This window comes from Streptomyces sp. NPDC091279, from assembly GCF_044757465.1.
In the GTDB taxonomy this organism is placed as follows: Bacteria; Actinomycetota; Actinomycetes; order Streptomycetales; family Streptomycetaceae; genus Streptomyces.
Genome location: NZ_JBIVVA010000003.1, coordinates 338,015 through 357,862 on the forward strand (window position 1 = coordinate 338,015; position 19,848 = coordinate 357,862).

Sequence of the window (19,848 nt, forward strand, 5' to 3'; positions counted from 1 at the left end):
CGGCGGGTGGCGAGGGTGGTGCGGGGTGGTGCGGCGACTCATGCCAGACAACCTGTCGCGTTCGCGTGCCAGGTGCAGACAGGACGCCGATACCGTTTCCGGCATGCGGACATCTACTCTCGGTACATGACTCCTCAGCCACTTCCCGAGGTCGGCGCCGCTGTGAAGGCCGCGGACCGCGCGCATGTGTTCCACTCCTGGTCCGCGCAGGAGCTCATCGACCCGCTCGCCGTCGCCGGCGCCGAGGGGTCCTACTTCTGGGACTACGACGGCAAGCGGTACCTGGACTTCACCAGTGGCCTCGTCTTCACCAACATCGGCTACCAGCACCCCAAGGTCGTCGCCGCGATCCAGGAGCAGGCGGGGCGGATGACGACGTTCGCGCCGGCGTTCGCGGTCGAGGCCCGTTCGGAGGCGGCGCGGCTGATCGCCGAGCGGACGCCCGGTGACCTGGACAAGATCTTCTTCACCAACGCGGGCGCCGACGCCGTCGAGCACGCGACGCGGATGGCGCGGCTGCATACCGGGCGGCCCAAGGTGCTGGCCGCGTACCGCTCGTACCACGGCGGCACCCAGCAGGCGATCAACCTGACCGGTGACCCGCGCCGCTGGGCCTCCGACGGGGCGGCGGCCGGGGTCGTGCACTTCTGGGCGCCGTTCCTGTACCGCTCGCGGTTCTACGCGGAGACTCAGGAGCAGGAGTGCGCGCGGGCGCTGGAGCACCTGGAGACGACGATCGCCTTCGAGGGCCCCGCGACGATCGCCGCGATCATCCTGGAGACGGTGCCGGGGACGGCCGGGATCATGGTGCCGCCGCCGGGCTATCTGGCGGGCGTGCGCGAGATCTGCGACCGGCACGGGATCGTCTTCATCCTGGACGAGGTGATGGCGGGGTTCGGGCGGACCGGTGAGTGGTTCGCGGCGGATCTCTTCGACGTCGTTCCGGACCTCATGACGTTCGCGAAGGGCGTGAACTCGGGGTACGTGCCGCTCGGGGGTGTCGCGATCTCGGGGAAGATCGCGGAGACGTTCGGGAAGCGGCCCTACCCGGGCGGGCTGACGTACTCGGGGCACCCGCTGGCCTGCGCGGCCGCCGTCGCGACGTTGAACGTCATGGCGGAGGAGGGCGTCGTCGAGAACGCGAAGCGGCTCGGTGCCGAGGTCGTCGGGCCCGCGCTGCGGACGTTGGCCGAGCGGCACCCGAGCGTCGGCGAGGTGCGCGGGACGGGCATGTTCTGGGCGCTGGAACTGGTGAAGAACCAGGAGACGCGCGAGCCGCTGGTGCCGTACAACGCGGCCGGCGCGGCGAACGCGCCGATGGCGGCGTTCGCGGCCGAGGCGAAGAAGCACGGGCTGTGGCCGTTCGTGAACATGAACCGCACCCATGTGGTGCCGCCGTGCAACGTCACGGAGGCCGAACTGAAGGAAGGCCTCGCGGCCCTCGACGCGGCACTCACCGTCGCGGACGAACACACCGGGTGACGTCGGAGGCGTGGGCGGCCGCTCAGGGGCGACACCGGCCGTCCACAGCCTCAGCCACTTCGGTGAAAATTCGAACGCGTAAGGTGACCTGTTCGTAGACATGTGTACGAGGACGTTGACCGGCTCGGGAGCCGCACAGACTCGACCCGACATGTACGAGCACGCCAACCTACGCGACGAGGGGGCCCCTACGATGCCCGGCAGAGGCGCTGTGACCCGCAGTACCCTGCGACAGCAGATCGCGGACGCGCTCCGTGACGAAGTGCTGGGGGGACGGCTGCAACCGGGCCAGGAGTTCACGGTGAAGGAGATCGCCGAGCAGTACGGGGTCTCCGCGACGCCGGTGCGCGAGGCGCTGGTCGACCTCGCCGCGCAGGGGCTGCTCGACGCCGATCACCACCGCGGTTTCCATGTGCACCAGTACTCGGTCACCGACTACCGGGGGATCGTGGAGGCGCGCTGTCTGGTGACCAACGGGATGTTCGAGTTGCTGGAGGCGACCGGGCGTTCGCTGGTGCCGGAGGGGGCGTGCGGGAAGACGGTGCTCGCCGGGGTGCGACGACGCGGCGAGGAGGCCCAACGGGCGGCGGCCGCCGGGGATCTCACCGTGCTGATCGGCTACGACCTGCGCTTCTGGCGGGAGTTGAGCCATCTGTTCGGCAACCGGTATCTGGCTGACTTCCTCAACCGGCTGCGGGTGCAGTCCTGGGTGTGCGCGGTGCAGCTCCTGCGCCACCTCAGCGACCTGCGCGGCCTGCTGTGGTCCGGCCACACCGAACTGGTCGACGCGCTGGCCGTGCACGACACCCCGGCGGCCCGGGCGCTCGTCGAGAAGTACAACGTCCACTCCCTGACCCTCATCGAGGGCCGCACCGACCGCTGAGGCGGGGACTGGGGGCGGGAGGGGGTGGCCCTGCCCGGCCCGGGGGCCCGCTGACGCGGGGTGGGGGCGGAGGCGGTGGCGGGGCCTGGGCCCGGTGGGGCCGCTGACGCGGGGCGGGGGCGGAGGGCGGAGGCGGGGCCTGGCCCCGGTGGGGCCGCTGACGCGGGGTGGGGGGAGGTGCGGGTACAACCCCAACCCGTGGAGGTGCCCGTACTACCTGCGGTGGCTTCCCTGGGCGGAGAAGGCGTTTCGGTCACGGGGAAGGGAAGAACGGGTACGGGGGGTCTGCCCGTGCCCGTTCACGGACTAACCTTCCCTGACCGCCTCACCCGGGCGGCCGGCGTTCGACCCACGCTAGGAGTTGACCTTTGGCCTGTGACCTGTGGCTGGTCCCGCTCGTCGACGTGTTGTGCCACACCCCGGACAACCCGTTCGCCGAGGAACTCGCGCAATACAACAAGGCGTTGGCCGAGGCCGGGCTGCCACCGGTTCCGGTGTACCAGTACATGCCGGGCCTGTCCGGTGATGTGGCGCCGGTCGCCGGTTTCGACTACGACGCGCTGCATTTCCTGCGCCGGACCTACCTGTTGCAGGTGTGCGGGCTGCCGGTGACGCCGGTGGACGACCTCGGCGGCGACTACGAACAGCTCCTGGAGATGTTCGAGGCGACGGCCCAACAGTCGCACTTGGTCTGGCACTACGACCACGCCGGTGCATACGTCCCGGTCGACTTCCCGCACCCGCTGGCCAACGACGAACTCCTCGCCGGGGGCGGCCCGTTGGGCTCCTCGCAGACACTCCTGCGGGAACTGGAGTACGTGGCCCCGTCGATCGGCATCGACCCGGCCAACCCCCCGGCGCCCCCGCAGGCCCCCACCTCCCCAACGGGCCTGGAGGAACCGGCAGTTCCGCCACCGTACGACCCGAGCCCCTTCGCCCGAGAACGCCACGTCTGGCTGGGCCTCCACGCGGCGGCCACGAGGAGCCTGGCCCAGGGCTCAATGATCGTCTTCAGCTAGCGGGGGGCGTCCAGAGCAGGAGGGGGAGTGGGGGCGGGGGCGGGAGTCTCGTGCCGGGGGCGGGGGCGGGAACCTCGTGCCGGGGGCGGGGCGGGAGTCCCATGCCGGGGGCGGGTACGGGGGCGGGGCCCGGGCACAGGGGCGGGGGGGTATCGCCACGGCGACTGTGGAACGAGGGTCTAGCGCGGGCGCGCGGGGCGGGGACCTCGTGCCGGTGGCGGGCACGGGGCGCGGCCCGGGTACAGGGGCGTGACGGGTATCGCCACGGCGACTGTGGAACGGGGGGCAGGCGCGGGCGCGCGGGGCGGGGGCGGAGACCTCGTGCCGGGGGCGGAGACCTCGTGCCGGGGGCGGGCACGGGGCGTGAGGCACGGGGGCGTGGTGGGCGACACGCTTGTGTGTCATGCGTCGAGAAGAATCATTTCTCCCGATTTGCCCTAGCTAGTTTGGGGGTGCTTCGTCCCCATTCGAGAGAGGGCTCTTCATGCGTCTCCGTCACGCCGTCACCGCAGTGGCCGGCACCCTGCTGCTCGTGCTCCCCACGGCGACCCCCGCGAGCGCGGCCAGCGGCAAGTTCGAGTACAGGACCGCGAGCGGCGAACACCGGGTGCTCGACCACCCGGCGAGCCGCCACTGCCTTGAGATCCCGGGGGCGACGCGCTCCGACCCGGCCCACTCGCCGGAGAACGAAACCCGCTCCACCGTCACGCTCTTCCTCGACAGCCACTGCGACGGCGAGACGTTCCGCTCGCTGGAGCCGGGTAAGAAGCTTGGCCCGCGGCTGCACTTCCGCTCGGTGATCTTCTCCTGACGATTCCGACCGTAACGGGCGGCGACTCAAGGGCCCTTTCCCGAGGGCTGGTTGGGGAGCCGCCCGTTGGCATGTGCGCCGGGCGGGGCGGGAAGGGGTGCGGGCGATGACTCAATGGGCCTTCTCTGGAGCCTGGTTGAGGAGGTGACCGCTCTCATGCCCGCCGGGCGGGACTGGGAACGGGAGTCCAGCCAGGGGGAGTTGACGAGAACCGTATGGTGGAGAGGTAACGCATCTTCGCCTGCCCTGAGTTGCGCGTAACGCACCGGGCGGGCCGGACGGGGGAAGAAGGGTGCGTGCCCGATGACGGTCGGGCTTGTCTCCACGATCATCTCCGTGTTCTACGCAGGCACGGTCTCACTCCTCGCCCTCACGGCGACCTTCGCACGCGGCCAGACCCGGCGCCGGGACGCCCGCAGGACCCTCGTGATTCTGATCCCGGGTGGGGGCGGGACGGGAGTACTGGAGGGGGCGGAGGGGTCGGGTGATCCCGGTGGCCCCTCCCCGGTGAGCCCGGTGGTTCGGGTGATCCCGGTGGCCCCTCCCCGGTGAGCCCGGTGAGCACGATGGTCCCGGTGAGCCCTCCCCGGTGGACCCGGTGCCCCCTCCGGTGAGCCCAGTGATCCGGGTGGTCCGGGTCAGCCCCGTGGTTCCGGTGAGCCCGGTGGTCCGGGTGGTCCCGGTCAGCCCGATGGTCCGGTGAGCCCCCCGGTGACCCGGGTCAGCCCGGTGGTCGGGTGGTGCTGGTCGGGCGCGTAGCAGCTTGGTGTGGACGGAGCTGTCCTGGCCGGTTGGCGGGGAAATGGGGGCGGGGAGTTGGGCTAGGCGACCCGGGTGACGCCGGTTATGGCGCCGGTGATCGGTTTCGTGCAGGGCGCTCTCTCGGGGCATCGGCGTCACCAGCGCTGTGCGCAGCGGTATTGCGTGGGCGGAGGGGGGCGGGGTGGTCGGGAGGAGGGCGTCGGGGTGGTCGGCGAGAGGAGGGGGCCGGCGGGCCGCAGCAGACGCCCCCCGGTGGCGCCGGTGACCGACTACATGCAGGGCGCCCTCTCAGGACATCGCCGCCTCCAGCGTCGCGCGCAGCGGCATCGCGTAGACGGAGGGCCGGGGTGGTCGGCGAGAAAGGGGTCGGCGGGCCGCAACAGACGCCCCCGGTGGCGCCGGTGACCGGTCGCATGCGGGACGCCCTGTCGGGGCATCGGCGCCTCCAACGTCGCGCACGACAGCATCGCGTGGGCCAAGGTGTCCGGGCGGTTGGCGGGTAACGCCGGTACAGCGGACAGGTGTTGTCGTTCAGCGCGGGAGCGACGAGGAACGGCTGACGGTCGGGGCCCGACGTCTGCCGTGTCACCGGGTGGGCCGGATGTGCGGTGCGGTTGTGGTGGCGACGACCAGGAAGTCGGCGTAGCGGCTCCTGTCGGGGAACTCGAAGACCGGGTCGGTTCCTCGCCGGTGAGCCTCGCGAGGCGGTCGGCCAACTGGCGCCCCGAGTCACCATCGAGCCGAACTGCGTCGAACAGAGCGCCTGGCTTGGGCAGTTGGGCGCCGGATACCGGAATCTGGTCGAGGTTCACCTTGTGGCTTCGTGGTTATAGGGGCAGTTCGGCAGCTCCGGATGGCTTTTCCGTAACTCTGCGTCGGCTCTCGGCTTCGGTTGGGCACCGATGCGGGGGGGGCTGGGGCCGGGTGCGTTCGGGTGCGTTCGGGTGAGTCAGGATTCGGTTGAGTCACGGGGTGGGCGCGGCGCTCTGGGCTGAGAACGAGGTGGTGGCAAGCGAAACGGTCCGTCTGGTGGCCGCGCCGGCGTGAGGGTTGCGCGAGTAACAGGGCCGGGTGCGGGTTCGGGTGGGCAGGCTGACGGGTTGGGTTACGCGGGGTTGGCGATCAGGGGGGGGTGGAGACGTGCGTACGGATTGTGGGTGAGGAGAGGTTGGGCGGGCTGGGCAGGCTGGAGGCGGCGATTGGGTGCGGGCTCGCTCGGGCTCGGGGGCTTCGCGGCGGCGAAGAGGTACGTCCTGCTGGATAAGTACCGGGCACGGTTCCGGGGCCTCTCCGAGGTGGAGGCCGGGGCGGTCACGACTTCCTCGCAGGAGAGGCTGGTGGCGGACGGCCTGCTCCAGAGCTGGGAGTACGCGGGGGCGTTGATCAACGGGAGCTGACTCCGGTCCGCACGCAGAGGCGTGACGAACTGGTCGGGGTTCGGCTCGGGCACCGGGCACTCTTCGAACGGGACGCCGGTTCCGATGAGCGGGCCGGTCCTCGAAGGGGGCTTGCTGGGAAGGGCGTTCGGCTCCTGGGTGGTTGTCCATGGGCAACTGTGCTCTGCCGCCCGGGACGTCGAGCGGGGCAACGTCAGCTTCCAAGTCGGGCCGGTGGAAGGTGGTTTGGGGGCGTGGCCACCGAGGTCCGGGGCGGCATGGTGCTCGTCGTGGCCAAGGAGCACTACCGCGTGGTCTGCCTGGAAATCGCGGGGCGGGAGCATGCTGGTCCGTGCACTCCGGCAAAGGTGGCTCACCTCATGCACCGGTATGGGGAGATCCGGACGTGGGCTGCCAACTCGGACGAGCCGCTGGGTGTCATCCGGAAGTTGGCGGGGGAAGAGCGGATGCGACCAGCACCCTGCGGTGGTTCACGTCGAGTTGCAGCAATGAGAGTGGCGGGCCAGTGCGTCGAGGCCGCCTGCGTCTGGGTCCAAGCGAGCTATGGCAACGACCTGTGGCGGCGATTGCGTCGAGGCCGCCTGGGCTTGGGGCAAGTCGGCCTACAGTGACGGTGGCAGCGGCGACTGCGTCGCGGTTGCCTCCTGTCCCACCTCGGTGGACGCCCGCGACTCCAAGTAGACCTACGGTCTCCAACTCGCTATCTCTGGGAGGGGCTTGGGGGCGTTACTGCTGGGGGCGGGTTGAGGTCTGGGGGCCGGGTCTGGGGTGCCGGGTCTGGGGTTGCCGGGTCTGGGGTGCCGGTGGGGCTCTCGGGTTCCGGTTCTGGGGCTCCGGGGGTCGCGGTGGGGGCTCGCGGGTTCCGGGTTCCGGGTCTGGGGCTCCGGGGGCGCGGTGGGGGCTCCCGGGTTCCGGGGCTGGGGCTCCGGTTCTGCGGGGCTTCTCCTGCTGCGCCTTGATCGGCGGGCGGTTGGGGAGGATGGGCGTGATCGGCGTACTGGGTGGTTCAGGTTGAAGGGTGACTGCGGCGCTGCTGGTTCGGGTTGGGGGCGTGGGCGTGGGGTGACGGCGGTGGGGGTGGGTGCGTTGAGATCCTAAAGGAGGCGATGCCCTTTATGCCGGGATTTAAGGAAGTGAGCAAAAACAGGCCTCTGCTCGGATAGAACCCGAGGTCAGCGACTGTGGTCCCCGCGCGTGCGGGGTTGGTCCCGGCCAGCCAGCCTGAGCCCCAAGAGGCTTGGTGTGGTCCCCGCGCGTGCGGGGTTGGTCCCTGACCAGGCATTTCACGCCTTCTTCCTCTCCCGTGGTCCCCGCGCGTGCGGGGTTGGTCCCGCACCCTCCAAGCGGTCACCGACACCACGCTGGTGGTCCCCGCGCGTGCGGGGTTGGTCCCCTGTGGATACTTTCCGCGCAGAACCGTCTGACGTGGTCCCCGCGCGTGCAGGGTTGGTCCCGATCCGCCGCCCTTGGGCTTGCCGGTCTCGGGGTGGTCCCCGCGCGTGCGGGGTTGGTCCCAGGCATGCCCGAGAGCACGGGTTCCGCCTGTGGTGGTCCCCGCGCGTGCGGGGTTGGTCCCCCGGCTCCGTCGCACGGCTCGTGCAGCTGCTCGTGGTCCCCGCGCGTGCGGGGTTGGTCCCTCGTCGTGAGGTGCCATCACCGCTGGTGGTGGGTGGTCCCCGCGCGTGCGGGGTTGGTCCCCAGACGATCGCCGCCCGGCTCGGCGGAGTGTCGTGGTCCCCACGCGTGCGGGGTTGGTCCCATCGGCATCGCATGCGGCCCGTCCGGCCACTGTTGTCCCCACGCCCGCAGGGCAACCCACCAGCGGAAGAGCAAGCAGAACCCTTCCCCCAAGGGAACTCGGCCCAGTGGACCCGGCTCCCTCACCAACGTCTCCTGCAACCACCCGAGCCAAACGTCTCCGTACGCCTACCGACCCGCACATTGACCAGCCTCATCACGTGACCTGGAGATCGCCAGGCCCTCAACGGGCGACGCCTAACCTCGTTCGGCAGCACCAAAACGCCAACTCCCTTGGGACACCTGACCCCTGACCGACGCTCCCTCAACCACCCTACAAAGCTCGCCTGTTCAGCGACCAGCACCTAACTCCCGAAGTTCGTAGGCCCATTGATATCCCGCACCTACGCCACGGCACCATGGAAGCCACTGCCGGAGACCCCGTTGCACACCTCCCCCAACCCCTCCAAGCATCCGCACGCACCGCCTCACCCTCCCGGCGCCACGCGCCCAACGCCCTCGCGAAGCGGGTCTTCACCGGCACGTAAGGCCAGCACCTCGGCAAGTTCCGGGGCCGCACCTCCCTGTCGCGGGACGCGTCCCGTGCCCGCTAACTCGCCCTCGCCACAAGGCTCCCCAGGCGTCGGGCGGCGTCAGGCCAGGTCACACAGGGACGCCCAGGCCTACAGGCCGACCGCTCCCAGAGTTCTTCCCGCGAGGGCCATCAACAGTGCAGGGCGATCGACCCCACACAGGCGCTCACATCCTCAAGCGTCGTACGCAGATCAGGGAGTTGGAGTCGGGCACGGTAACGACAGCCGCCACACCACCACCGGCGCCCTCGTCAACGTTCACCACAACCGAGACGCCTCCGACGGCGACTCAAAGCGGCACCCGTCTCCCTAACAACAGCGACGGCAACTGCATCGCAGCCGCCTGCACCTGGCACAAGTCGCCCTACAGCGAGGGCAGCGGCGACGAGTGCGTCGGCGTTGCCTCCTGCTCCACCTCAGTACGCGTCCACGACTCCAAGCGGACCGATGTCCCCCAACTCACCATCTCCGGCTCGGCTTGGGCCACGTTCCTGCCAGGTCGAGCTGAGGTCCCGGTCCTGAAGATCACCTTCTACTGCGCCTCGGCCAGCGGCCGTTGGGTGAGGAGGGCTTGACCGGCGTGCTGCGGTCACTCAAGCGAACGGCGACTCGGCACGGCGGCTTGCGTCTGGGGCACGTGGTCGTGCGGCGACGACTGTGGGGGTGGGTACGCTGAGACCCCGGAGGAAGCAAGGCCCTTTATGTCGGAATTTGAGGAAGTAAGCAAAAACAGACCCCTGCCCGGATAGAACCCAAGGTCAGCGCCTGTGGTCCCCGCGCACGCGGGGTTGGTCCCCGTGGGGCCTGGTCTGGAAGGTCGGTCCTCGTGTGGTCCCCGCGCACGCGGGGTTGGTCCCGACGCGGTTGCCGCGGACCCGTCCTTCTGCCTGTGGTCCCCGCGCACGCGGGGTTGGTCCCCCCCGCACCTGCTACCGGTGGCGCCACCAGAAGTGGTCCCCGCGCACGCGGGGTTGGTCCCCCAGAAATCCCGAAGGAGGCGAAGGCGTTGACAGTGGTCCCCGCGCACGCGGGGTTGGTCCCGTGGGCCGGATCTTCGGCAACATGTTCGCGGCGTGGTCCCCGCGCACGCGGGGTTGGCCCCCCACCAGCCGCTACACCGCCGACGTGGTGGTCGTGGTCCCCGCGCACGCGGGGTTGGCCCCCTGGCGTACCGCCTGATCGGCGCGAACACGGTGTGGTCCCCGCGCACGCGGGGTTGGCCCCCGCACGATCGGGCCGGAGTAGTCGGCGGGCCGGTGGTCCCCGCGCACGCGGGGTTGGCCCCTCGACCGGTGCGGAGCCCCTGACCGTGTCTGGGTGGTCCCCGCGCACGCGGGGTTGGCCCCCTGGCGGGCGACGGCGACACACTGTGAGGTGAGTGGTCCCCGCGCACGCGGGGTTGGTCCCCACATGCAACAGCAGGCGGGGCGGCCGGCGTCGTGGTCCCCGCGGACGCGGGGTTGGTCCCAGAGGCCCGACCTCGTTGAGCGGTCGCGCATTGTGGTCCCCGCGCACGCGAGGGTGGCCCCGTCACCGGCGTGTCCGGCACCGGACGCCGCGTGACCCCGCGCATGCGGGTTTGGCCCCTCGGGCAATGCAGCGGGGGCCGGGTACAGCACCTGGTCCCCGCGCAGGAGGTTGGCCCAACTCCCCGAACCAAGCCACCCCGGCAGACCTCCCGGCCCCCTCCCGGAAGCAAGCTCCCGGCAACACCCCGCCCGCCCGCGTACACCGGCGTCGCACGCCCGCCGCCCACCACGCAGATCGGCGTCAACCAGATCTGAAGCCACGCGACTTGGAACTAGCAGGGTTCTCAACGGCCGCTGCCGCCAACCCCTTTCAGCAACCCCAAACCACCAACTCCTCCCCCGGCCCCATGACCGACATCCTCGCCAACTACCCAACAACGCCCACCCACTAGCCGCCCGTCGATTAACTCCCGAAGACCATCGCCCCGTTCACGCCCCGCGCCCGCACCACCGCACCGTGGAAGCCACCGCCGGAGACCTCGTTGTGCACGCCCCGCCCCTGTCCCGGCATCGGCACGCACCGCCTCCCCCCTCCCGGCGCCCGTGCCCCCAACACCCTTGTAAACACCGAGCCTTGACCGGCACACAAAGCCAGTACCCCGGCAAGCTCCCGAGACCGCGTCTCCTCAGCGCGGGACGCGTCCCATGCTGCCAAGTCGCCCTCGTGGCAAGCCTCCCAGCCGTCAGGTCGCACCGGACCAGGCTCCGCAGGGACCCCGAGACCTGCTAGCCGGCCCCGCGCCCGACGTCCTCCGGCGAGGCCATCAACAGCGGAGGGGCGATCGGGGCCACAGGCACCCACCTCCCATGTGTCCGTACGTCGAGGGCAGGGAGTTTGATGTCGGCCACAGCCGTGGCCGTCGGCACACCGGTGTCGACTCCCTCCTCGCCAGGCGCGACCAGAACGCATCCGACGGTGGCTCAAAGTGCACCTCGCTCCCGTATCGGCGTCGATACAATCAGTGACCGTCGTGCGCGGTCGCCGCGCCGCGTCGATCGGAGGCGGAGATGAACCGTGCGTGGGAAGCCGACCCGTCCGCGTCGTTCGAGCGACGGTTGGGGAAGTCGGCGGCGGAGTTGGGGAATTCGGACGGTCGGGACGACTGTCCGGACATCTGGCAGCTGGACAACGGCGACATCGCCGTCATCGGCCGGGATCTCACCGACGCCTACCGCTCCCGCCTTCCCGACGGCGTGCGTCTCGCCCCGGACGAGCGGCTGGTCGTCCTCCCCGGCAACATGCTCAGCGCGGCGAAGGGAGACATCGCCGATGCGTGACCTGCTTCCCCCAACTCTCCTCCCCGAAAAGGGAGAACGGCTCACCCGGGCCGTCTACCGACAGGACTTCCGGGCCCGGAGTGCCGCGCTTCGCAACGTCGATTCCTGGAAGTTGGAGCGTCTTCAGCACTTCGAGGAACAGGGCAGCCCCAGCCGGGACGCGTTGCGTCGGGGTGACTGGGAGTCGGCGTTGCGGTTGCTGGAGGACCGGCGGGAGGATCTGCGCGCCGGTGCCGAGGAGGACGCGCGCCAGGGGTACCGCTTCCATCGAGTGCGGGTCGTGCAGCGGCCGTTGACCCCGTATGTGCAGTGGGAACTGCACTCCCTACGGCAGCGCGCGGAGTACGGAGAACGTGTTCACGTCGTCGACGCCGGACAGGTCGCGCCGGCCGAGCGAGCCGGTCGGCTGCCGGAACTCGTCGTGCTCGGTGGCCGGACCCTGTTCCAGGTCCTCTATTCCGACACCGGCGCCTCGTTGGGGGCGATCCGTTACACCGACCTTGATTTTGTGGGTAGTTGGGAGAGCTACATCAGAAGGCTCTCCCTTGAGGGGGACGATATCCAGGCCTACTTCGAGCGCGAGGTCGCGCACCTGCCACCCCCGGCCACCCCGTGACCGACGCCGACGACAAGCACCCGGGCAACACCCACTCCGAACTGTCGGGGACGACCTCGCACGACGTCGTTCAAGCCAGGGACATCACCGGGGGCATCCACTTCCACGAGCGGCCGGCGGGAACGGACCACAGCGCGCCCGGCGCCCTCACACCACGCCAACTACCCGCCGACGTAAGGGGTTTCGTCAACCGGACCGACGAACTCGGCCAGCTCGACGCGGTCCTCACGGACGGCAACGGCGACCCGCTCCTCGTCTCCTTGTACGTGATCGCCGGAACCGCCGGCGCCGGCAAGACCTCACTCGCCCTGCACTGGGCCCACCAGGTCCGCGACCGCTTCCCCGACGGGCAGTTGTACGTCAATCTCCGTGGGTACGACCCGGGTCGGCCGGTCACCGCCGAGGAGGCGCTGCACCGCCTGCTGACCTCCCTGGGCATCCCGGCGTCCGCCGTACCGCGCGATCTCGACGCCGCCTCGGCGCTCTACCGTTCGCTGCTCGCCGACCGCCGGACCCTGGTCGTCCTCGACAACGCGGCCACCGTGGCCCAGGTCCGCCCGCTGCTGCCCGGCGGCGCGAGTTCACTCGTCGTCGTCACCAGCCGCAGCCGCCTGTCCGGCCTCGCAGTCCGGGACAGCGCCCGCCGACTCACCCTGGGCACCTGCCCGATCCCCCTACGCACCGCCGCCGAACGGGCCGCCAGCCACCCCCACTTGCGCCTACCCGACCTGACATCCAGCGGGGAGAGGTTGGAAATGTCTGGCGTACTGCGGTGATCCAGGCGAACGGCGACTACGGCGAGGCCACTTACCCCTGGAGCGCGTGGCCGTGCGGCAACGACGGTGGGGTGGATACGCTGAGGCCTCGAAAGAAACAAGGCCCTTTATGTCGGAATTTGAGGAAGTAAGCAAAAACAGACCCCTGCCCGGATAGAACCCGAGGTCAGCGCCTGTGGTCCCCGCGCACGCGGGGTTGGTCCCTCCCGGACCGCCGGACAACACCCGAAAGAATGGTGGTCCCCGCGCACGCGGGGTTGGTCCCGGGCACGGCGGCTTGTCGCCATGGCGCAGACAGTGGTCCCCGCGCACGCGGGGTTGGTCCCTTAAGAGGATCGGTGCACTCGATGATCTCGACGTGGTCCCCGCGCACGCGGGGTTGGTCCCAGTGTGAGGACGACGCATCGTCCCTGACGCCCGTGGTCCCCGCGCACGCGGGGTTGGTCCCCGCTCCACGATCGTCAGGCCACTGCCGTCGGGCGCCTGCTCGATGCGGTGGTCCCCGCGCACGCGGGGTTGGTCCCATGCCCTCCAGCCGGGTGAGTTCTGTCTTCACGTGGTCCCCGCGCACGCGGGGTTGGTCCCGGGCCAACCTCGTGGTGTACGTCCGCGGCGCGGTGGTCCCCGCGCACGCGGGGTTGGTCCCCGGTGTCCGAAGACGGAGAAGGCCAAGGAACGGTGGTCCCCGCGCACGCGGGGTTGGTCCCAGGCTCACGCCGATGGCGGACAGGAACAGGTTGTGGTCCCCGCACGCGGGGCAACCCACCAGCGGGAGAGCAAGCAGCACCCCTCTCGCCCAGTGGCCCCAACTCCCCGCACCCCAGTACAGCCCCGGAGCCCTACACCCGCCGCCTCCCCCGCCGACCTGCACCGACCAGGCCAAGGGCCACGCGGGTTAGACGTTCCCAGCATCTCAACCAGCGCCGCCCCTAGCCCCGTTCAGCAGAACCGAGACGTCACCCCCCCCCAGGCCACCCGCCCGGCGTTCGAGCCAACCGCCCCTCAACGCACACCCGTTCAGGAACCGTCCCCTACCCTCCGAAGTTCAACGGCCCGTTGAAATCCCGCCCCTGCACCACCACGCCGTGGAACGTGCCGCCGGAGATCTCGTTGTGGACGTCTCCCGAGCCGGTTCCGGCGCTGGCGCGTGCCGCTTCCGCCTCTCGGTGCCATGCGTTCAACGCCCTTGCGAAAGCGGGGTCTTGGCGGGCGCGTAGGGCCAGCACGTCGGCAAGTTCCCGGGCTCGGGTCTCCTCATCCTGGGCCGAGTCCAGTGCCGTCAACTCGTCCTCGCCGCAGGGCTCCCCGGCCGTCGGGCGGCGCCGGACAAGACTCCACAGGGACGCCCAGGCCTGCTGGCCGGCCGCTCCCAGCGTTCCTCCGGCGAGGGCCATCAGCAGGGCGGGGGCGATCGGCTCCACGGGCACTCACTCCTCAAGTGTCTTACGTCGAGAATAGGGAGTTGAGGTCGGCAAGGGTAGCGGCCGTCGGCGGCGAACCAGCGCCGTCGACGCTCATCGACGTTCACCACCCGAAACGCATCTGACAGCGGCGGCAACGGGTCGAGGTCTCCCCCCTGCCTCGCCTCACTTCAGACTGACGGCACGCAACTCACCATCTCCGACGAGGTCCAGGGCATGTTCCTGCCGCAATCGCGCCAAGGCTCCGGGGCCCCGCTTCTAGGCCCCCGTTTCTGCGGGCTCTTCTTCTACTACGCCTCATCCGGCGGTCGACCGGGGGAGAATGGAGATGACCGGCGCGCCGTGGTGGTTCATTACTACGACACAGAGGGGTAGGTCTGGCCACATAGTCGTACGACGACGATGTGTGCCGGCGTGCTGAGACCTCGAAGGAAGCAAGGTCCTTTATGTCGGAATTTAAGGAAGTAAGCAAAAACAGGCCCCTGCCCGGATAGACCCCAAGGTCAGCGCCTGTGATCCCCGCGCACGCGGGGTTGGTCCCATCACTGCCGAGGTCACCGAGCTGATCAAGGGGTGATCCCCGCGCACGCGGGGTTGGTCCCTCTGGCGGCCGCCTGGACGGCGATCAAGACCGGTGATCCCCGCGCACGCGGGGTTGGTCCCACGGGACTCCTCGCCTATGCACTGCACCGGGCGTGATCCCCGCGCACGCGGGGTTGGTCCCTCAGCACCCACGAACTCGAGCAACTGCGGGCCGTGATCCCCGCGCACGCGGGGTTGGTCCCGAGGTCGACGTGCCCGAAGGGGAGGTGAGCGAGTGATCCCCGCGCACGCGGGGTTGGTCCCTGGTGTGCGACCGTGCCGGACGCAACCGTTGAGTGATCCCCGCGCACGCGGGGTTGGTCCCCAGGCGATTGCCGAGGGACGGCCGTTCCCCGGGTGATCCCCGCGCGCGCGGGGTTGGACTCGTACGCCGACCGGCGTCAACCGGTCCAGGGAGTGGGCGAGTTGGAGGGCGGACGGAACTCAACGGGCGATGCCGCTCGGCACGTTCAGGAGCCGCAGGGTGTCAACTGCGCCTCACTCCGAGGGCCGGGCAAGGATGTTCGTGTTCGTCCTTGCCCGGCCCTCGGTGGCCCCAGCGGCCTCAGTGCAACATGATCTTCAACTGGCGTTCCGTGGAACGGCGTTCGTCCCGCGCTCCGCCAACCCGCCCCCTACAGGAACGAGTTGATTTCGATCGTCTCCGTGCGGCCCGGGCCCACGCCGATCGCGGAGATCGGGGCGCCGGACATGTCCTCAAGGGCCTTCACGTAGGCCTGGGCGTTCTTGGGGAGGTCGGCGAAGGTCTTGGCCTTCGTGATGTCCTCGCTCCAGCCCGGGAGGTTCTCGTAGATCGGCTTCGCGTGGTGGAAGTCGCTCTGGGAGTACGGGAGTTCCTCGACGCGCTTGCCGTCGATCTCGTACGCCACGCAGACCGGGATCTCCTCCCAGCCGGTGAGGACGTCGAGCTTGGTGAGGAAGAAGTCGGTCAGGCCGTTGACCCGGGTCGCGTAGCGGGCGATGACCGCGTCGAACCAGCCGCACCGCCGGTCACGTCCGGTCGTGACACCCCGTTCGCCGCCGATCCGCCGCAGCGCCTCGCCGTCCGCGTCGAACAGTTCCGTCGGGAACGGTCCCGCGCCGACGCGCGTCGTGTACGCCTTGAGGATGCCGATGACCCGGCTGATCTTCGTCGGGCCCACGCCGGCGCCCGTGCACGCGCCGCCCGCGGTGGGGTTCGACGACGTGACGAAGGGGTACGTGCCGTGGTCGATGTCGAGCAGCGTGCCCTGGCCGCCCTCGAACAGCACGACCTTGTCGTCCTCCAGCGCCTGGTTCAGCACCAGGACCGTGTCCGAGACGAACGGCGCGAGCTTGTCGGCGTAGCCGAGCAGCTCCTCGACGACCTGGTCCACGGCGATCGCCCGCCGGTTGTACAACTTGGTGAGGACCTGGTTCTTGACGTCCAGGGCCGCTTCGACCTTCTGCGTCAGGATCGACTCGTCGTAGAGGTCCTGCACCCGGATGCCCACGCGGTTGATCTTGTCCGCGTAGGTCGGTCCGATGCCGCGCCCGGTCGTGCCGATCTTCCGCTTGCCGAGGAAGCGCTCGGTCACCTTGTCGACCGTGACGTTGTACGGCGTGATGATGTGGGCGTTGCCGCTGAGCAGGAGCTTGGACGTGTCGACGCCGCGCTCGTTCAGACCGCTCAGCTCGGAGAGCAGGACCGACGGGTCGACGACGACGCCGTTGCCGATGACAGGAGTACAACCGGGCGAGAGGATTCCGGAGGGGAGCAGGTGCAGGGCGTACTTCTGATCGCCCACCACCACCGTGTGGCCGGCGTTGTTACCGCCCTGGTAACGGACCACATAGTCGACGGAGCCGCCGAGCAGGTCCGTCGCCTTCCCCTTGCCTTCGTCACCCCACTGAGCACCGAGCAGCACAAGTGCGGGCACGCGCGTACACCCCTTCCGGGCGGGGCATGTCCAAGGTCAGGGGCGTACGCGGAGGATCTGCCACCGCGTGCACCGCGGCCGTCGTTGGCCGCACACCTTCGGACCGGATGCCCCGGAATAGACGAAGCCCCTGGCGCAATAGCGCAAGGGGCTCTTGCACAAAGATGCTACCCGAGGAAGCGAGGCAGGACCGAGGTGGCGACTTCCGACCAGCTGCTGGTGGTCATCGACCCGGTCGCCCGGAGGACCGACGGCGAGTCCGTACGGATCGCGAAAGACGTGCTCAGCGCGGGTGCGACCACAAAAGTGTGCCTCCCTGACGACCCCGAGGAATTCGCTCGGGCGCTGGCCCGGCGCGGCTCCCGGCGACCCGTCGTGATCGGCGACGACCGGGCTCTGGCCCGCACGGTGTCCCTGCTGCACCGGCAGCGCGAACTGGCTCAATGTGTACTGTCCGTCGTCCCGGTGGGCGCCCTGTTGTCGGTGTCCGGCTCACTGGGCGTGCCGACGGGCACGGTGGCGGCGGCCCGGGCGGTCCTCGACGGCGTCGAACGGCGCCTGGACCTGCTCGTCGACGACAGCGACGGCGTCGTTCTGGGCGCGCTGCGGATACCACCGTTGGAGCCGGAGGAACCGGAGGACACGGACGAGAACGCGCTCGACGGCGTCGCCCGGCCCTGGCTGCGCACCTGCCAGACCCTGGTGCGGACCCTGACGCCGTCCCGGCCCAGACCCCCGGCCGTCGCCGGTCCCGCCCGGCTGCGGGTGGAGGTCGACGGCGTGACCCTCATCGGGCTCGACCAGCCGGTGGAGACCCTGAGAGTGACTCCGGGTCGTACGGGTCGGGCCGACATCGAGGTCCACCCGGCGTCGGTGGGTGCGGCGGCGTCCCCCTTGCGTACGACGGGTCGTACGGTCTCCGTCTCCGGCACCGACTTCCGCTACCGGGCCGACGCGACGGTCTCGGGCCCGGTGCGCACCCGTACCTGGACGGTGTGGGAGGGGGCGTGGGGGCTGACCGTCCCGGCAGGCGGAACCTCGCAGAGAAAGGGTTCCTGAGAAGGGGGCTGGGGCGGTAGGGGGTGGGGGCGGACAGGGTTCCTAAAGGTCTGGTGACACATATTTAACGTTGCGAACGCCTCTCCCGACTCATTCGGACGACAGAGTCCCGGTTCAGTACGCGAGCGAACCGGCACGAGAGGGACCACCCCGATGGCACTGGATGAGGGAGTCGCCCCGGCGGCGAAGTCGGGCGAGAGTGGCGAGACCGGGGGCGACGGGGTCGTCCACCGGCTGAAGCCCAACGCCATCGGCCTGCTCGGCGTGGTCTTCATGGCCGTCGCCACCGCCGCCCCGATCACCGCGATGACCGGCAACGTGCCCTTCATCGTCTCCTCGGGCAACGGCATCGGCGCGCCCGCGAGCTATCTCGTCGCAATGGTCGTCCTGGCGATCTTTTCCGTCGGGTTCACCTCGATGGCGAAGCACATCACGTCCACCGGCGCCTTCTACGGCTTCATCTCCTACGGCCTCGGCCGCACGGTGGGGCTCGCCTCCGGGCTCCTCGCGACGTTCGCGTACGTCGTCTTCGAACCGGCGTTGATCGGCATCTTCTCGACGTTCGCGACCACCACCCTGAAGGACCAGACGGGGTTGAACATCCCGTGGTGGACGTTCGCGATCCTGATGCTGGCGATCAACGCGACCGGCACCTGGTTCGGCGTGAGCGTGGCCGAGAAACTGCTGGTCGTGCTGCTCGCGACCGAGGTGACCGTGCTCGCGGCGATGGCCATCTCCGTCGCCGCGCACGGCGGCGGCCCGCACGGCTTCACCTTCGCCCCCGTCAACCCGGTCAACGCCTTCAAGGGCACCAGCGCGGGCCTCGGCCTGTTCTTCGCGTTCTGGTCCTGGGTCGGCTTCGAGTCGACGGCGATGTACGGCGAGGAGTCCCGCGACCCCAAGAAGATCATCCCCAAGGCGACCCTGATCAGCGTCCTGGGCGTCGGGGTCTTCTACGTGTTCGTCTCCTGGATGGCCATTACGGGCAACGGCGAGGCGGAGGCCGTGAAGGCGGCCTCGTCCGCGAACCCCCTCGCGCTCTTCTTCAACCCCACCGAGCACTACGTCGGCCACTGGGCGGTCGTCGTCATGCAGTGGCTGATGATCACCGGCTCGCTCGCCTGCGGCATGGCCTTCCACAACTGCGCCGCCCGTTACATGTACGCGCTGGGCCGCGAGGGCGTGCTGCCGTCGCTGCGCCGCACGGTCGGCCGCACCCACGACCGGCACGGCTCCCCGCACATCGCGGGCCTGGTCCAGACGGCCGTCTCCGCGGTGCTGCTGCTCGCGTTCTGGGCCGCCGGGAAGGACCCGTACAGCGGTACCTACGTACTGCTCGCCATCCTCGGCACGATGGCGATCCTGATCGTGCAGGCGGTGTGCTCGTTCGCGGTGCTGGCCTATTTCCGCAACCACCACCCGGAGAGCCGCCACTGGTTCCGCACCTTCGTCGCCCCGCTGACCGGCGGCGTCGCGATGCTCGGCGTGGTCGTGCTGCTCGTCTCCAACATGGGGGCGGCGGCGGGCCCGGAGTCCGGCTCCCTGGTCCTGCGGGCCACCCCCTGGCTGGTCGCCGCGATCGCCGCCCTCGGCATCGGCTACGCCCAGTACCTCAAGCGCCGCGCCCCCGAGCGCTACGCCCTGCTGGGGCGCACGGTGCTGGAGGAGACACGGGAGCGGTAGGGCACGCCGGCGCTGAAACCGGGGGCGGGGTTCGGTGACCTGGGAGGTACACACGGAGGGGTACCTCCCAGGTCACCCTGACGACACCCGGAGGGGTAAACCCTTCCGGGGCAGACCCTGCCGGGGCATCCCCTAGGGGCGGCTCCGGAGGGCTACGAACAGGAACGGCGGCCCTTCCGGGGCATCCCCTAGGGGGCGGCTCCGGAGAGCTACGAGCAGGGGAACGGCCCCGGAGGGGTAAGCCCTTCCGGGGCAGACCCTTCCGGGGCATCCCCTAGGGGCCCGCTCCGGAGAGCTACGA

The 19,848-nt window shown here is 70.0% G+C and carries 15 protein-coding genes and 4 CRISPR repeat arrays; of the genes, 13 read left to right on the forward strand and 2 right to left on the reverse strand.

The genetic code is table 11. The features are described 5' to 3' along the window. Positions 1-126: 126 nt before the first annotated feature. The 11 genes from ACIQOU_RS08465 (at position 127) to ACIQOU_RS08515 (ending at position 12,883) form a co-directional block, all read left to right on the forward strand. Positions 127-1,482: an aspartate aminotransferase family protein gene (locus ACIQOU_RS08465; protein ID WP_401535146.1), complete on the forward strand. Its 1,356-nt coding sequence runs from the start codon at positions 127-129 to the stop codon at positions 1,480-1,482. A gap of 193 nt (positions 1,483-1,675) precedes the next feature. Next, positions 1,676-2,365: a GntR family transcriptional regulator gene (locus ACIQOU_RS08470; protein ID WP_401535148.1), complete on the forward strand. Its 690-nt coding sequence runs from the start codon at positions 1,676-1,678 to the stop codon at positions 2,363-2,365. A 368-nt stretch (positions 2,366-2,733) separates the two neighbouring features. After that, entirely contained in the window at positions 2,734-3,384 is a 651-nt protein-coding gene (locus ACIQOU_RS08475; RefSeq protein ID WP_401535150.1) for a hypothetical protein, read from the forward strand. A 484-nt stretch (positions 3,385-3,868) separates the two neighbouring features. After that, entirely contained in the window at positions 3,869-4,195 is a 327-nt protein-coding gene (locus ACIQOU_RS08480) for a hypothetical protein (protein ID WP_401535152.1), read from the forward strand. Positions 4,196-4,498: 303 nt separating this feature from the next. Then, the gene (locus tag ACIQOU_RS08485; protein ID WP_401535154.1) at positions 4,499-4,747 is read left to right on the forward strand and encodes a hypothetical protein; all 249 of its coding nucleotides are present in this window, start codon (positions 4,499-4,501) and stop codon (positions 4,745-4,747) included. A gap of 1,409 nt (positions 4,748-6,156) precedes the next feature. Continuing rightward, positions 6,157-6,354 (forward strand): hypothetical protein, encoded by a 198-nt coding sequence (locus ACIQOU_RS08490; protein WP_401535156.1) that lies wholly within the window; start codon positions 6,157-6,159, stop codon positions 6,352-6,354. A gap of 543 nt (positions 6,355-6,897) precedes the next feature. Continuing rightward, a complete protein-coding gene (locus ACIQOU_RS08495) occupies positions 6,898-7,035 on the forward strand; it encodes a DUF397 domain-containing protein (protein WP_401535158.1) in 138 nt (45 codons plus the stop codon). 500 nt (positions 7,036-7,535) lie between these two features. Then, positions 7,536-8,113: a CRISPR direct-repeat array (repeat unit 29 nt; unit sequence GTGGTCCCCGCGCGTGCGGGGTTGGTCCC). Between the two features lie 708 nt (positions 8,114-8,821). Further along, positions 8,822-9,259 (forward strand): DUF397 domain-containing protein, encoded by a 438-nt coding sequence (locus ACIQOU_RS08500; protein ID WP_401535160.1) that lies wholly within the window; start codon positions 8,822-8,824, stop codon positions 9,257-9,259. Positions 9,260-9,451: 192 nt separating this feature from the next. Continuing rightward, positions 9,452-10,267: direct repeats of the CRISPR family, unit length 25 nt; unit sequence GTGGTCCCCGCGCACGCGGGGTTGG. Between the two features lie 954 nt (positions 10,268-11,221). Next, complete coding sequence (locus tag ACIQOU_RS08505) at positions 11,222-11,491, forward strand: hypothetical protein (RefSeq protein ID WP_401535162.1); 270 nt, start codon at positions 11,222-11,224, stop codon at positions 11,489-11,491. Next, the gene (locus ACIQOU_RS08510; RefSeq protein ID WP_401535164.1) at positions 11,484-12,107 is read left to right on the forward strand and encodes a DUF6879 family protein; all 624 of its coding nucleotides are present in this window, start codon (positions 11,484-11,486) and stop codon (positions 12,105-12,107) included. Before ACIQOU_RS08505 ends, ACIQOU_RS08510 begins: the two co-directional genes overlap by 8 nt. Beyond that, entirely contained in the window at positions 12,104-12,883 is a 780-nt protein-coding gene (locus ACIQOU_RS08515) for a hypothetical protein (protein WP_401535166.1), read from the forward strand. The genes ACIQOU_RS08510 and ACIQOU_RS08515 overlap by 4 nt, the downstream gene beginning before the upstream one ends. Positions 12,884-13,058: 175 nt before the next feature. Continuing rightward, a CRISPR array of direct repeats spans positions 13,059-13,651; the repeat unit is 29 nt; unit sequence GTGGTCCCCGCGCACGCGGGGTTGGTCCC. Between the two features lie 263 nt (positions 13,652-13,914). Here the strand turns inward: ACIQOU_RS08515 and ACIQOU_RS08520 are convergent. Then, entirely contained in the window at positions 13,915-14,304 is a 390-nt protein-coding gene (locus ACIQOU_RS08520) for a hypothetical protein (RefSeq protein WP_401535168.1), read from the reverse strand. Between the two features lie 512 nt (positions 14,305-14,816). Further along, positions 14,817-15,272: a CRISPR direct-repeat array (repeat unit 29 nt; unit sequence GTGATCCCCGCGCACGCGGGGTTGGTCCC). Positions 15,273-15,521: 249 nt separating this feature from the next. Beyond that, positions 15,522-16,805: an adenylosuccinate synthase gene (locus ACIQOU_RS08525; RefSeq protein ID WP_401535169.1), complete on the reverse strand. Its 1,284-nt coding sequence runs from the start codon at positions 16,803-16,805 to the stop codon at positions 15,522-15,524. A gap of 195 nt (positions 16,806-17,000) precedes the next feature. On the opposite strand from ACIQOU_RS08525, the gene ACIQOU_RS08530 reads away from it, so the two are divergent. After that, positions 17,001-17,864 (forward strand): diacylglycerol kinase, encoded by an 864-nt coding sequence (locus ACIQOU_RS08530; RefSeq protein WP_401535171.1) that lies wholly within the window; start codon positions 17,001-17,003, stop codon positions 17,862-17,864. Between the two features lie 153 nt (positions 17,865-18,017). Continuing rightward, the gene (locus tag ACIQOU_RS08535; protein ID WP_401535173.1) at positions 18,018-19,547 is read left to right on the forward strand and encodes an APC family permease; all 1,530 of its coding nucleotides are present in this window, start codon (positions 18,018-18,020) and stop codon (positions 19,545-19,547) included. The last annotated feature ends 301 nt before the right edge of the window (positions 19,548-19,848 follow it).